The following is a 14372-nucleotide window of genomic DNA, read 5'->3' as shown; positions in this document are numbered from 1 at the left end:
CACCCGGGGAGTAGCCTATCAGGAGCGGGAGATCGATGGATGCGGCCCATCGCATCGACACGGGCAACAGCGCGGTTCGGCATGACGGAGCGGAAGCAAGGCAGATCCGGCTTGGTTGTCTTCGGGCTGTTGGCCATCGTGCTGCTCGGAGCGATCGTCGCGACCGTGCTCCTGGCCAACGGCAACCGCAATCTCAACCGGCTGCTCGCCCATTTCGGCTACGATCCGCTCACCGTGGCGCCCCATGCACGCCAACTCCGGCCCTACGAGCTGAAGGGCAACCGCCTGCCGCGCCCGAAGGGCCTCATCTCGGAACGGCTGCTGACCCCCGTCACGCCGACGCAGACCCAATTCGTCCGCACCATCCGCAAGGCGCCGGAAATGCTCTGCGAGGCGCTCCGTCGCGGCGGTTTCGAAACGGCGGGCTGGAAGGCCGGGCTGCTCGATCGGCAAAGCTGGGAGTGCCAGTCCTACCGGGAATTCCCCCACGCGGGCGATGGCGCGAACACGCCCTCCTCCGCCTTCCTGTCGATCCGGGGCAATGCGGAAACCCGCGTCTCCTCCTTCCGCATCAAGCTCAACATCGAGAACGCGGCAACGCAGAACCGCGTGACGGACGCCGTCATCGCGGCCACCGAGGTCTTCCTCGACGAGGTACGCTGGAAAGAGGCGCCCGACATCTTCGCGAATATCCGCGCCCTCCGGGAATTCGACATCATCCGCTTCGGCAACCGCATCCAGCTCAAGAAGGAGTTCGGCGAGACGCCGCGCTACAATTTCATCATCACGCCGGATCGCACGAGAAACCGCGGGTCCTACCTGCCGGATTACTTCGACCGCAGCGGCTGGCTGCCGCTGTCGGACAAGCTGTGACGCACGGGAAAAGGGAGTTTGCCATGAAGGGACCCGCAAGGCGGAGACGATGGACACGGGCGCCCGCCCTCCTCCTGCTCCTTCTTTCGGCGACCGTCGCCCCCGCTGCCGGGCTTGAGCTAGGCCCGGCCTCGGACGACCCGATCTGGACCGACAAGCCGATGCGCGTCGACAGGAAGACGCAGGGCTATGAACGGCTGGCCGTCGAGCCGATCGTGCTGCCGCTACGCCTTCACCCCACGGTCCGCGTCACCGTCTTCGACAGCGCCTCCTTCAAGGACCGCGGCCGGCTCTACATTTTGACGGATGCCGTGCCGGTCGATCCGAAGCGGTTCTGCCGCGATGCCGCGGGCACGGTCGCCGTCTGCGGCCAGCAGGCGCGCATCGCCCTCAAGCGGCTGATCGCCGGCAGGCGCCTGACTTGCGAGGAGGATATACGGTTCGCCGGCGTATCCTTCCTCACCTGCGCGGCCGGCGGCAGGGATCTTGCCGAAACGCTCGTCGCGCGCGGCGCGGCCTCGGCCGCCACGCCGCGGCTGGCCGGCATCCAGCGGGACGCCATGCGGGAAAAGGCCGGTATCTGGATCGATGCGGCATGCCGCGCCCTCGGGCGATGCCCGCCGGGGCGGCGGCGCTGACGGTGACGCGCCACTTTGCCGGTTCCCTCCCCGGCCCGTCCCGGCTATGACAGGTCCATGACCCTTCCTGCCCAGCCCATGCTTCGCCAGCGCCTCACGCTTGCCGCCGACCGCCCGCTCATCTACGCTATCGGCGACGTGCATGGTTGCCTCGACGCCCTGCTGGCGCTGGAGGAGCGCATTCGCGCGGATGCCGCGTCGTGCATGGCCGAGCGACCGCTCATCCTCTATCTCGGCGATTATGTCGATCGCGGCCCGGCGTCCCGGGCGGTGATCGAGCACCTGGCGACACCCGACCACGGCGACGGCATCGAGCGCATGGCGCTGTGCGGCAATCATGACGACACGTTCCTGAAATTCATCTTCAATCCGCACCAGCACCTGCGGTGGCTGGATTACGGCGGCGACGCGACGCTGCGCTCCTACGGGCTGGACCTTGCGTCCTATCCCGACCGCGACGAGGCGATGCACGCGCTCGGCGCGGCCCTGCGCCGGGCGGTGCCGCAACACCATGTCGATTTCCTGCAGGCCATGCCGATCGCGGTTTCGAGCGGCGACCGGCTTTTCGTCCATGCCGGCATCATGCCGGGCGTTCCACTCGCCCGGCAGGAGGACCACGACCTGATCTGGATCCGCGAGCCCTTCCTCAGCGAAGGCCCCGGCCTGCCGCTGACCGTCATCCACGGCCATACCGCGGGACGTGATCCGGTCTTCGGCAAGGGGCGCATCTGCATCGACACGACCTGCTACGCCACCGGCCGCCTGACCGCCCTCAGGGTGACCCTTGCGGGCGCGGACCTGGTTTAACCCCGCCCGAACTCGTCCTCGATCCGGATGATGTCATCCTCGCCGAGATAGGAGCCGGTCTGCACCTCGATCAGTTCGAGCAGGATCTTGCCCGGATTGGCGAGGCGGTGCACCTCGCCCTGCGGGATATAGACGGATTCGTTCTCGCGCAGCGGGATCGTCCTGTCGCCGATCGTCACCTCGGCCGTGCCCCGCACGACGATCCAGTGTTCGGAGCGATGATGGTGCTTTTGCAGCGACAGCCGCTTGCCGGGCGTCACGAACAGGCGCTTGACCTGGAATCGCTCGCCGTTCAGCACCGAGGTGTAACCGCCCCAGGGCCGGTAGGAGGTCGGGTGCGTCTCGGTCAGCTTCGCCGTCTTCGGCAGGCTGGCAAGATGCTTGACCAGCTTGCCGACATTCTGGCTGTCCTCCATGCGCCCGACATAGACCGCGTCCTCGCTGGCGATGACGGCGACATTGTCGAGGCCCTGCACGGCGACATGGATGTCCCGCGAGATGACCAGCGAATTGCGCGTGTCGAGCACGGTCGTGCTGCCGTCGACAACATTGCCCGCCTCATCCTGCCAGCCGGTCTTCCACACGGAATCCCAGCTGCCGAGATCGGACCAGGTGATGGGCGAGGGCACGACGGCGGCGATCGGCGTCTTCTCGAAAATGGCATAGTCGACGGAGATATCCGGCGCGCGCGAAAAGGCGGCCTCGTCGAGCCGTTCGAAATCGAGGTCGTGCTGCGCCTTGGCGACGGCCTCCGCGGCCGCCTCCAGCACGGCAGGCGCATACTGCCGAAGCTCGCGCAGGAAAAGCCCGACGGGCAGCATGAACATGCCGGAATTCCAGAGGTAGCCGCCCGCAGCCAGCATGGCCGTCGCCCGCATGTGGTCCGGCTTCTCCACGAAGCGGCGCACCGCATTGGCGCCGTTGCCGAGATCCTCGCCGGTCTCTATATAGCCGTAGCCGGTCGCCGGCTCGCTCGGCGTGATGCCGAAGGTGACGAGGCGGCCGGATCGTGCAGCCGCCGCCGCCCTGGCGATGCAATCGAAATAGGTGGCGTCGGCGTCGATCTCGTGGTCGGAGGCGAGCACCTGCATGATCGCATCGTCGCCGTGAAGACGCGCGACGAAGGTCGCGGCCGCCGCAAGCGCCGGCGCCGTATTGCGGGCGACGGGCTCCAGCAGGATCGAGGCGAGTGCGACGCCGGCGGCGCGGGCCTGCTCGGCGACGAGGAAGCGGAAATCGCTGTTGGTGACCACGACCGGCGCCGCGTAGAGCACCGCATCGGCCACGCGCGACAGCGTCTTCTGGAAGAGCGTGGTTTCGCCGAGGAATTCCAGGAACTGTTTGGGCGCGGAGGCGCGCGACAGCGGCCAGAGGCGCGTGCCCTTTCCGCCGGCCATGATGACGGGTACGATCTTGCTGCTCATCCTGCTCATCCTGATGCGATGGTTCGCCCTCATGGCGCACCCTTGCGCGCCACTCTCATCCAGCGTCGTAAAGAAACAGCAAATGAAGACAAGCTGACGTTTCGGTCAGGTACGCCTTGTTTCGGACAGGGTAAAGAAGACCCTCCGCCAAAAGGACAAATTGCGGACAATAAAAAACCCGCCGGAGACGGCGGGTTCGAAGGGCGAAAGCGAGCGCCGCGATCAGACGGGCACGACGATGCCCTGCAGCGTGGTGAGTTCGGCGAGATACGTCTCGATGCCGAACTTCTGGTCGTCCGACTTGGCATGCGCCAGTTCGCCGCGCGCAGCTTCGATGCGGCGAACGATGTCGTCGCTCTTGAAGTCGTCGACATGCACGGCCGATTCGGCCAGCAGCGTGCAGCCGGTCGGGATGATGTCGGCGAAACCGCCGAAGACCACGTAGCGGTCCTTCTTGCCGTCCGCGAACTTCACGGTGACGACGCCCGGCTTGATCGTCGTCATGGTCGGCGCGTGGTTGGCCATGACGGTCATCTCGCCCTCGGTCGCCGGGATGACGACCTCGCTGACGCTGCCGGAAACCAGCAGGCGCTCGGGGGAAACGAGTTCAAAGTTGAAATTGTCGGCCATGACCATTCACTTCTTCTGATGTCGTCCGGCAGGAACGGGCGCCCGCGAAGGGCGCCCGAATTCATCAAGCGGCTTCGGCGGCCAGCTTCTTGGCCTTTTCGACGGCTTCTTCCATGGAGCCGACCATGTAGAAGGCGGCTTCCGGAAGATGGTCGTAGTCGCCGTTGACGAGGCCCTTGAAGCCCTTGATCGTGTCTTCGAGCGCGACGAGCTTGCCCGGCGAGCCGGTGAAGACTTCGGCCACGAAGAACGGCTGCGACAGGAAGCGCTCGATCTTGCGGGCGCGGGCGACGGCCAGCTTGTCGTCTTCCGACAGTTCGTCCATGCCGAGGATGGCGATGATGTCCTGGAGAGCCTTGTAGCGCTGCAGGGTCGTCTGGACCTTGCGGGCGACGTCGTAGTGCTCTTCGCCGACGACGATCGGGTCGAGCATGCGCGAGGTCGAGTCGAGCGGGTCCACGGCCGGGTAGATGCCCTTTTCGGCGATCGAGCGCGACAGAACCGTCGTTGCGTCGAGGTGGGCGAACGAGGTTGCCGGCGCGGGGTCGGTCAAGTCGTCGGCGGGAACGTAGATAGCCTGGACCGAGGTGATCGAGCCCTTGGTCGTGGTGGTGATGCGTTCCTGCATCTGGCCCATGTCGGTTGCGAGCGTCGGCTGATAGCCCACGGCCGACGGGATACGGCCGAGCAGAGCCGACACTTCGGAACCGGCCTGCGTGAAGCGGAAGATATTGTCGACGAAGAACAGAACGTCCTGGCCCTTGTCGCGGAAGTCTTCGGCGATCGTCAGGCCCGTCAGGGCGACGCGGGCGCGGGCGCCCGGCGGTTCGTTCATCTGGCCGTAGACGAGCGCGGCCTTGGAGCCTTCGCCGCCGCCGTGCTTGTTCACGCCGGATTCGATCATTTCGTGGTAGAGGTCGTTGCCTTCGCGGGTGCGTTCACCCACGCCGGCGAACACCGAGTAACCACCGTGCGCCTTGGCGACGTTGTTGATCAGTTCCATGATGAGAACGGTCTTGCCGACGCCTGCGCCGCCGAAGAGGCCGATCTTGCCGCCCTTCGCGTAGGGCGCGAGCAGGTCGACGACCTTGATGCCGGTGACGAGGATCTGCGCTTCCGTGGACTGCTCGACATAGGCCGGTGCGTCCTGGTGGATGGCGCGGCGGCCGGAGGTGACCAGCGGGCCGGCTTCGTCGACGGGCTCGCCGATGACGTTCATGATGCGGCCGAGCGTTTCCGGGCCGACCGGAACGGTGATCGGGGCGCCCGTGTCGGCGACCGGCTGGCCGCGGACGAGACCTTCGGTCGAGTCCATGGCGATCGTGCGAACGGTGTTTTCACCGAGGTGCTGGGCGACTTCGAGAACGAGGCGGTTGCCGTTGTTGTCGGTTTCCAGCGCGTTCAGGATCTGCGGCAGGTCGCCTTCGAAGGCGACGTCGACGACGGCGCCGATGACCTGGGTCACGCGACCGGTGGCGACGAAAGCGGCCGGAGCCGCATCCTTCGTCGCAGCAGCCGTCTTGGTTGCCGGCTTGCGAGCAGCGGGCTTCTTTTCCGCTACGGTTTCCTTCGGGGTAGCTGCCTTAGCCATGTATCTTACCCTCTTTGTCCTGGTCCTTAGAGCGCTTCGGCGCCCGAGATGATTTCGATGAGTTCCTTGGTGATCTGAGCCTGGCGCTGACGGTTGTAGGAAAGCGTCAGCTTGTTGATCATCTCACCGGCATTGCGGGTCGCGTTGTCCATGGCGCTCATCTTGGCACCCATTTCGCCGGCGACGTTCTCGAGCAGGGCCCGGAAGATCTGGACGGAAATGTTGCGCGGGATGAGATCCCCGAGGATCGCGCCAGCATCCGGCTCGTAGTCGTAGATCGCGCTGGCACCCGTCGTCTCGGCGACAACCGCGGGAGCGGAGGCCGGAACGAGCTGGAGCGCGGTCGGGATCTGCGAAATGACCGACTTGAACTCGGAATAGAACAGCGTGCAGACGTCGAACTCGCCCTTTTCGAACAGGCCGATGACCTTGCGGCCGACCTGGTCTGCATTGGCGAAGTTGATGCGCTTGACCTCACGCAGGTCGACGCGGTCGATGATCAGCGAAGCGTATTCGCGCCGCAGGATATCGAAACCCTTCTTGCCGACGCAGATGATCTTGACCGTCTTGCCGCTCGCCAGAAGCTTGCGGGTATGGTCACGCGCCAGACGCGCGATCTGCGAGTTGAAGCCGCCGCAAAGGCCGCGTTCGGCCGTGCAGACGACGAGCAGATGAACCTGGTCCTTGCCCGTGCCGGTCATCAGGCGCGGCGCCGAATCGTCCTGGCCGACGGCCTGGGCGATGTTGGCGAGAACGGCGCTCATGCGCTGCGAATAGGGCCGGGCGGCCTCGGCCGCTTCCTGGGCGCGCCGAAGCTTCGCCGCGGCGACCATTTTCATCGCCTTGGTGATCTTCTGCGTCGCCTTGACGGAGGCGATCCGGTTTTTCAGATCCTTAAGTGAAGGCATCCGTTTTCCGTCCTGTAACATGCTCTCCCAGAAAGTCCTCTGGGCGGATCATGCGTCAATCAAAGTTCCCGGGCTGCCTGCGCGCCGTCGGCGCGCAGGGCTCGAACCGTTAGGTCTCAGCCGAAGCTCTTGGCGAAGGCATCGAGAGCAGCCTTGAGCTTGCCCTTGGTGTCGTCGCTGATCGCCTTTTCGGCGCGGATCGTGTCGAGGATCGCCTTGCCCTCGGAGCGCATGTAGCCGAGCAGGCCCTGCTCGAACTTGCCGACTGAAGCGACCGGCAGCTTGTCGAGGTAGCCGTTGACGCCGGCGAAGATTACGACAACCTGCTCTTCCGTCTTCAGCGGCGAGAACTGCGGCTGCTTCAGGAGTTCGGTCAGGCGCGCGCCGCGGTTCAGCAGGCGCTGCGTCGCGGCGTCGAGGTCCGAGCCGAACTGGGCGAAGGCTGCCATTTCGCGGTACTGGGCAAGCTCGCCCTTGATCGAGCCGGCGACCTGCTTCATCGCCTTGATCTGGGCGGAGGAGCCGACGCGGGAAACCGACAGGCCGACGTTCACGGCCGGGCGGATACCCTGGTAGAACAGGTCCGTTTCAAGGAAGATCTGGCCGTCGGTGATCGAGATCACGTTGGTCGGGATGAACGCCGAAACGTCGTTGCCCTGCGTCTCGATGACCGGCAGAGCCGTCAGCGAGCCGGCGCCCATCTCGTCGTTGAGCTTTGCAGCGCGTTCCAGCAGGCGCGAATGCAGGTAGAAGACGTCGCCCGGATAGGCTTCGCGGCCCGGCGGGCGGCGCAGCAGGAGCGACATCTGGCGGTAGGAGACGGCCTGTTTGGAAAGGTCGTCGTAGCCGATGAGGGCGTGCTTGCCGTTGTCGCGGAAGTATTCGCCCATCGCGCAGCCGGCGAAGGGTGCGAGATACTGCATCGGCGCCGGGTCGGAAGCCGTTGCAGCGACGATGATCGAGTACTGGAGAGCGCCGCGCTCTTCGAGGACCTTCACGAACTGGGCGACGGTCGAACGCTTCTGGCCGATGGCGACGTAGACGCAGTACAGCTTGTCGCCGTCCGGACCGTTGTCGTGGATCGCCTTCTGGTTCAGGATCGTGTCCAGGATAATGGCGGTCTTGCCGGTCTGGCGGTCGCCGATGACGAGCTCGCGCTGGCCGCGGCCGACCGGGATGAGGGCGTCGATGGCCTTGAGGCCGGTCGACATCGGCTCATGCACCGACTTGCGCGGAATGATGCCGGGAGCCTTGACGTCGACGCGGGCGCGCTGCTTGGCATTGATCGGGCCCTTGCCGTCGATCGGGTTGCCGAGCGCGTCGACGACGCGGCCGAGCAGTTCCGGACCGACCGGCACGTCCACGATGGCGCCGGTGCGCTTGACGGTGTCGCCTTCCTTGATGTCACGGTCGGAACCGAAGATAACGACGCCGACATTGTCGCTTTCCAGGTTCAGCGCCATGCCGCGGATGCCGCCGGGGAACTCCACCATTTCGCCGGCCTGGACATTGTCGAGGCCGTAGACGCGGGCGATGCCGTCACCGACGGAGAGCACCTGGCCGACTTCCGAGACTTCCGCCTCTTTGCCGAAGTTTTTGATCTGATCTTTGAGAATTGCGGAAATTTCCGCGGCGCGGATATCCATCAGCCGACCTCTTTCAGTGCAAGCTTAAGAGTAGAGAGTTTGGTGCGAAGGGACGTGTCGATCTGGCGCGATCCCACCTTGACGATCAGACCACCGAGAATGGACGGGTCGACGGTGACGGCGATCGCCACGTCTTTGCCGGTGACGCCTTTCAGCGCCGCCTTCAATTCTGCTTCCTGCGCCGCGGTCAGCGCATGGGCCGAGGTGACGTCGGCCGTGATTTCGCCGCGGGCGCGGGCCGCGATGGCGCGGTATGCCTTGATCATGCCGGGAACGGCGAAGAGGCGGCGGTTCGACGCGACGACCTTGAGGAAGTTTGCGACGAGGCCCGTGATGCCGGCCTTCTCCGCGACGGCGGCGATGGCCTTGGTCTGATCTTCGGCGGAGAAGACGGGGCTGACGATCAGCCGCTTCAGGTCGTCGCTTTCGTCGATCATCGCCTGGAAACGGGCAAGATCGGCACCGACACTGTCAGCCGAACCGGCTTCCTGAGCGAGGTCGAAAAGCGAAGACGCGTATCTTTCTGCAACACCGGAAACAAGCTGGGATGTGTCTGCCACGGGCACAAGCTTCTCTTCTTTTCATTCAAGAGACAGGGCAGTAGCGGAGCTACGGTCCTAACAACTTGAAATCGTTGCGGTAATCTTCAGTGCGCACAGGCTTTTGCGCCCGCTTTCTCTGAATTTCGCGGTTCGTCTAGCATACGAAACCGGGACTCGCAACACGCCGGACGCAGGAATGCGCCATAAGTCGGCCACAGTCGCGGCAAAAGTTGCCTGCGCGCACTCTGTTCGGTTGCTTTTGGGCCTCAGAGGTTGGTTTTTGCGCTCAGAGGAAGCCGAACGCATAGCCGAGCGGCAAGGCCGCGAGCACGGCCTGGATGGCGAGAACGAGAAGGCTCTTCGCCGTGAAGGCGCCGTCCGACATCATCGAGAGGATGCGGCCGAACGCGGCGAGCGCGAAGCCGCCGCCGATCGCCATGTAGATCCAGCTCTGCGCCATCAGGAGCGCGACGACGGCGAGCCCCGCATGGAAACCACCGGCCGAGCGGGCGAAGGCATAGCCTTCCCGGCTGCCCTCCCGGACCTGGAGCCCGGCGAGCTTCAGGGCCGTGCCGGGCGCGAAGAGGGCGAAGAGACCGAAGAGCGCCGTCGCGATGGCGGCGCAAAAGGCCAGGAACTCGCCCGTCTCGGTGGGGATGTAGAATTCCATCTCGGCCTCTCTTCTTGCCTGCCCGTCGCCCTCTATCGCACAGGCCTGCGATAGGCAGAAGCGTGCGGGAAGAATTCACACAACTCTTTGTGAACCTGCCTGTCAGAGAAAACTCTGCGGGTCGATGTCGAGCTGGACCTGGAGCGAGGCCCGCTCCTTCGGCCCGTTGGCGAGCATGGCCCGCAGGAAGGCCTGCATGTCGCTGCTGCGCCGGCCGTGCACCAGGAGGCGGAAGCGGTGGCGGCCGCGGATCAGCGCCAGCGGCGCCTCCGCCGGACCGAGGATCGAGATGCCGGAGACCTGCGGCGCCGCCTGGCGCAGCCCCCGCGCATGCGCCTCCGCCTCGCCGCGCGTGTCGGCCGAGACGATGACCGAGGCGAGCCGGCCGAAGGGCGGCAGCAGCGCCCTTTCCCGCTCGCCGATCTCGCGGTCGTAGAACGCCGTCGCATCGCCCGAGACGATGGCCTGCATGACGGGATGGGCCGGCTGGTAGGTCTGGATGAGGCCGTGGCTCTTCAGGCCCGCGCGCCCCGCGCGCCCCGTCACCTGCGAGAGAAGCTGGAACGTGCGCTCCGCGGCCCGCGGATCGCCGTTGGCAAGCCCGAGATCCGCATCCACCACCCCGACGAGCGACATCAGCGGGAAATTGTGCCCCTTGGCGACGAGCTGCGTGCCGATGACGATATCGGCCTCGCCCCGCGTGATCGCCTCCAGCTCCAGGCGCAGCCGCTTCACGCCCATGAGATCGGAGGAGAGCACGATGGTGCGCGCCTCGGGGAAATGCTTCTCCACCTCTTCCGCGATGCGCTCCACCCCCGGCCCGCAGGCGGCGAGATGATCGAAGGTGCCGCATTCCGGGCAGGCTTCCGGCGTGCGCTCGGCATAGCCGCAATGGTGGCACTGGATCTGCCCGCGAAAGCGGTGTTCGACCAGCCAGCTTGAGCATTGCGGGCACTGGAAGCGATGGCCGCAGACCCGGCAGAGCGTCAGCGGCGCGTAGCCCCGGCGATTGAGGAAGAGCAGCGCCTGCTCGCCCTTCTCGATGGTACGCTGGATGCCGCGCAGCATGAGGGGCGAGAGGAAGCCGCCGCGCGCCGGCGGATGGCGGCGCATGTCGACGAGATGCAGGTCCGGAAGGGCGGCATCACCGTAGCGCGTCGGCAGATGCAGCTTGCGATAGCGCCCGACATCGCTGTTGACCCGGCTTTCGACCGAGGGCGTCGCAGAGACGAGCACGGCCGGGAAATCGCCGATGCGCGCGCGCACCACCGCCATGTCGCGGGCATTGTAGAAGACGCGATCCTCCTGCTTGTAGGCGGGGTCATGCTCCTCATCGACGATGACGAGGCCGAGATTCTCGAAGGGCAGGAACAGCGCCGAGCGCGCGCCGGCCACCACCCGCACGTCCCCCGTCGTCACCTGCCGCCATACTTTTTCGCGAATGCGCGGCGCGAGATCGGAATGCCATTCGGCGGGCTTGGCGCCAAACCGATCCTGGAAACGCTCCAAAAAACTCGCCGTCAGCGCGATTTCCGGCAGCAGGATCAGCACCTGTTTGCCTCGCCGCAGCGTCTCGGCGATCGCCTCGAAATAGACCTCCGTCTTGCCCGAACCGGTAATGCCATCGATCAGCGAGACGTTGAAGCCACCGGCGCGCACGCTCTCGACAAGCTCCGCCGCACTCTCCGTCTGTGGCCCTTCGAGCCGCGGCGCGACATAATCCGGATCGGGCAGGGCCACCACCGCCGGCGGCGGCAGGAAGACCGTCTCGAACGTGCCCTGCTTCACCAGCCCGTCGATGACGCTCGTCGAAGTGCCGGAGGCATGCGCAAGGCCGGACCGCGTCCACGGCACGCCGTCCTCGATCAGTTCCAGCACGCGCTCGCGCGCGCTCGTCAGCCGCTCCGGCCGGTGGCCGGTGAAGCGCAGGCCCTCGATCATCGGTTCGGGGTCGAAGGCGGTCGGCGCGCGCAGCGCCATGCGGGCGACGAGGCCCGGCGGCGTCACGGTATAGGCCGAGACCCAGTCGAGGAAGTCGCGCATCTCGCGGGAGAGCGGCGGGCAGTCGAAGACCTTCTCGATGGGACGCAGCTTCTTCGGATCGACCTTGCCGTCATCGCCGCCATCCCAGACGACGCCCGGCACCAACCGCGGCCCGAGCGGCACCTGCACGATCGAGCCCGGCTCCACCGCCATGCCTTCGGGCACGGAGTAGGAATAGGGCGCGGGCGTCGGCACCGGCACCATCACGGGCACGGTGCGCGGAAAGAGTTTCTCTCCGAAGAGGTCGGTCGAATCGCTGCTCATCGCCCGCGAAGATGCCTCCGCCGCCGCGCGAAGAAAACCGCAAAGATCGCCGCCGGGCTCGTCATTCGTCGTCCTCCGGCATTTGCCCGGTCAGCCGCATGCCGTCGATCCAGGTCGCCCCGTCGTTACGCACGACGCGCTTCGCCCTGACGCCGCAGCGCGCCTCCACCTCCTGCGCCAGCCGCTCGGAATGGGTGACGATCCAGAGCTGGCTCCCTTCGGCGGCCCGCGCGATCATCCCGGCGAGCGGCGGCAGCATGTCCGGATGGAGGCTCGCCTCCGGCTCGTTCAGCGCGATCAGCGGCGGCGTGCGATAGGAGAGCAGGGCCGCGGCGAGCGCCAGGAAGCGGATCTGCCCGTCGGACAGTTCGCGCGGCTGGAAGACGCGCTGGGGAAACTGCGGAAAGGTCAGCCCGTAGGAAGCGAATTCCTCCGGCTCCGGCACGGAAAGCCGCGCCCCGTCAAACGCATCCGCCACCGCGCGGTCGAGATCGACGGAATCTCCCCGCGTCCATTTCAGCGTTGCGAAGACGGCCGCCATGTTCGCCCCGTCCTCGTCAAGGAGCGGCGCTGTGACGGCAAGGCACGGCTGACGGAGCGCCGAATCGCGGTCCGAGCGGAAACCGTGGAAGAACCGCCACTGCGAAACCGCGCGGCGGAACGTACCGACCTCGGGATAATGGCCGGCATCGCCGAGCAGCGCGATGGCCGTCTCCGAGGTCAGGGCCTGTTCGGGATACTCCACCATCCGGCCCGCCTCGCTGCGCACCATGATGCCTGGTCCGCCGCGTTTCATCATGGTCACCGGCCGGCGGCCGGTTTCGATCGACAATTCCTCGGCCTTGACCTGCGGCTCGAAGGCAAAACCCGCGGCGTTTATCGGCGGCCGCAATCCCGCCTCCACGCGGTAGCGGAAGGTGACCGCGCGGTCCTCATCGAGCAGTTCGGCTTCAAGGCGGATGCGCACCGGTTCGTTCGCCCGCCGCCTGCCCGTCCAGAGCGCCGAGGCCATGCCGCCCTCCGCCGCGATCTCATGGGCGAAACTGCCGCGCACCGCCGCCTGCACCAGTTGCAGCGAGCGGTAGAGGTTGGACTTGCCCGCCCCGTTCTCGCCGACGAACAGGTTCACGCGCCCGAGGTCCATGCGGATTGCGCGCAGCGAACGGTAGTTTTCGGCGGACATGGACCGCAAGAGCATGATGGCCCCCGGATTGGTGACGACGACGCTCTATATAAGCGCCTGATCCCGCCCGTGAAGCCAACGTTAACGCAAATCGTCGATCCTCTCTGCATGACCGAACTTCTCATCATCGCCGATCCCGCGCTTCTCGCTGAACGGCAGGACTGGCTGGACGCGCTTTCCGACGAGCGGCGGCTTTCCGGCAACACGCTGGACGCCTACGAGCGCGACACCCGCCAGTTCCTCGCCTTCCTGACACAGCATCTGGCGGCTCCCGCACGGCTCAAGGACATCGGCGACCTTCGCCCGGCGGACCTGCGCGGGTTCCTCGCCGCCCGCCGCCGCGACGGGGCGGGCGCCCGCACGCTTGGCCGCGGCCTTGCGGGCCTGCGCTCGTTCCTGCGCCATCTGGAGCGCAAGGGCCTCGCCAATGCCGCCGGCGCCTCCGCCGTGCGCTCGCCGAAGCAACCGAAATCCCTGCCGAAGCCGCTCTCCGACCGGCAGGCGATCGCCGTCGTCGACGCCCATGAGCAACTGGCCGAGGAACCGTGGATCCGCGCGCGCAACGCCGCCGTCTTGACGCTCCTCTACGGGTGCGGCCTGCGCATTTCCGAGGCCCTGTCGCTGACGCCGGCCGATTTTTCCGGAACGCCGACCGCGCTGCGCATCACCGGCAAGGGCGACAAGACCCGCATCGTGCCGCTGATCGCCCCGGCCCTCGCCGGCGTGAAGGATTACATGGACCTCTGCCCCGTGCCGCTTGCGCAGGACAAGCCGCTCTTCCGTGGCGCCCGCGGCGGCCCCTTGCAGCCGGCGATCATCCAGCGCGAGATGCAGAAGCTGCGCGGCGCGCTCGGCCTGCCCGACAGCGCGACGCCCCATGCGCTACGCCATTCCTTCGCCACGCACCTTTTGGCGGGCGGCGGGGACCTGCGCACCATCCAGGAACTGCTCGGACATGCCAGCCTTTCCACCACGCAGGTCTATACCGGTGTCGATTCCGCCCGCCTGCTCGAAATCTACGACCGCGCCCATCCGCGGGCATGAGGCGTTAAGGGATTGTGAGGACGGGACGGCTAGGGTCCGCCCAAATGCAGGGAGTGCGGCCATGACAGTCCTTCTTCGCCGACAGCGCCTGGCGCTTGCCGACCGGCTG

General features: G+C 66.3%; 13 protein-coding genes. 4 read left to right on the top strand and 9 right to left on the bottom strand.

Annotation, left to right across the window (positions count from 1 at the left end):
• Nucleotides 1-39: 39 nt before the first annotated feature.
• From AB3G45_RS07755 to AB3G45_RS07745, 3 genes are read left to right on the top strand one after another with little or no spacing between them, the layout of a single operon-like run.
• The gene (locus AB3G45_RS07755; RefSeq protein WP_367830040.1) at nucleotides 40-873 is read left to right on the top strand and encodes a DUF6030 family protein; all 834 of its coding nucleotides are present in this window, start codon (nucleotides 40-42) and stop codon (nucleotides 871-873) included.
• Nucleotides 874-896: 23 nt separating this feature from the next.
• Nucleotides 897-1511 carry a thermonuclease family protein gene (locus AB3G45_RS07750; RefSeq protein WP_367830039.1) on the top strand — a complete coding sequence of 205 codons (615 nt, stop codon included), beginning with the start codon at nucleotides 897-899 and terminating at the stop codon, nucleotides 1509-1511.
• 57 nt (nucleotides 1512-1568) lie between these two features.
• Nucleotides 1569-2318, top strand: a complete 750-nt coding sequence (locus AB3G45_RS07745; RefSeq protein ID WP_367830038.1) for a metallophosphoesterase — start codon at nucleotides 1569-1571, stop codon at nucleotides 2316-2318.
• Here the strand turns inward: AB3G45_RS07745 and AB3G45_RS07740 are convergent.
• From AB3G45_RS07740 to AB3G45_RS07700, 9 genes are all read right to left on the bottom strand, one after another.
• A complete protein-coding gene (locus AB3G45_RS07740) occupies nucleotides 2315-3742 on the bottom strand; it encodes a mannose-1-phosphate guanylyltransferase/mannose-6-phosphate isomerase (RefSeq protein WP_367830037.1) in 1428 nt (475 codons plus the stop codon). The genes AB3G45_RS07745 and AB3G45_RS07740 overlap by 4 nt on opposite strands.
• A gap of 222 nt (nucleotides 3743-3964) precedes the next feature.
• On the bottom strand, nucleotides 3965-4372 hold the full coding sequence (locus tag AB3G45_RS07735; RefSeq protein ID WP_367833532.1) for a F0F1 ATP synthase subunit epsilon: 408 nt from the start codon (nucleotides 4370-4372) through the stop codon (nucleotides 3965-3967).
• 64 nt (nucleotides 4373-4436) lie between these two features.
• Nucleotides 4437-5963: a F0F1 ATP synthase subunit beta gene (gene atpD, locus AB3G45_RS07730; RefSeq protein ID WP_367830036.1), complete on the bottom strand. Its 1527-nt coding sequence runs from the start codon at nucleotides 5961-5963 to the stop codon at nucleotides 4437-4439.
• A 26-nt stretch (nucleotides 5964-5989) separates the two neighbouring features.
• Entirely contained in the window at nucleotides 5990-6871 is an 882-nt protein-coding gene (locus AB3G45_RS07725) for a F0F1 ATP synthase subunit gamma (protein WP_367830035.1), read from the bottom strand.
• A 116-nt stretch (nucleotides 6872-6987) separates the two neighbouring features.
• The gene (gene atpA / locus AB3G45_RS07720; RefSeq protein ID WP_367830034.1) at nucleotides 6988-8517 is read right to left on the bottom strand and encodes a F0F1 ATP synthase subunit alpha; all 1530 of its coding nucleotides are present in this window, start codon (nucleotides 8515-8517) and stop codon (nucleotides 6988-6990) included.
• The gene (locus AB3G45_RS07715; RefSeq protein WP_367830033.1) at nucleotides 8517-9083 is read right to left on the bottom strand and encodes a F0F1 ATP synthase subunit delta; all 567 of its coding nucleotides are present in this window, start codon (nucleotides 9081-9083) and stop codon (nucleotides 8517-8519) included. The genes atpA and AB3G45_RS07715 overlap by 1 nt, the downstream gene beginning before the upstream one ends.
• A gap of 262 nt (nucleotides 9084-9345) precedes the next feature.
• Entirely contained in the window at nucleotides 9346-9729 is a 384-nt protein-coding gene (locus AB3G45_RS07710; protein ID WP_367830032.1) for a DUF4345 domain-containing protein, read from the bottom strand.
• A 102-nt stretch (nucleotides 9730-9831) separates the two neighbouring features.
• Nucleotides 9832-12036, bottom strand: coding sequence for a primosomal protein N' (locus AB3G45_RS07705; RefSeq protein WP_367830031.1), 2205 nt, complete (start codon nucleotides 12034-12036; stop codon nucleotides 9832-9834).
• A gap of 61 nt (nucleotides 12037-12097) precedes the next feature.
• Complete coding sequence (locus AB3G45_RS07700; RefSeq protein WP_367830030.1) at nucleotides 12098-13234, bottom strand: AAA family ATPase; 1137 nt, start codon at nucleotides 13232-13234, stop codon at nucleotides 12098-12100.
• A 93-nt stretch (nucleotides 13235-13327) separates the two neighbouring features.
• On the opposite strand from AB3G45_RS07700, the gene AB3G45_RS07695 reads away from it, so the two are divergent.
• Nucleotides 13328-14263, top strand: coding sequence for a tyrosine recombinase XerC (locus AB3G45_RS07695; RefSeq protein WP_367830029.1), 936 nt, complete (start codon nucleotides 13328-13330; stop codon nucleotides 14261-14263).
• Nucleotides 14264-14372: the final 109 nt, after the last annotated feature.

The sequence above is a fragment of the Shinella sp. S4-D37 genome, assembly GCF_040812195.1.
Taxonomy (GTDB): domain Bacteria; phylum Pseudomonadota; class Alphaproteobacteria; order Rhizobiales; family Rhizobiaceae; genus Shinella.
The sequence above is the reverse complement of the archived record's forward strand: the minus strand, read 5'-3'. Positions and strand labels throughout refer to the sequence as shown.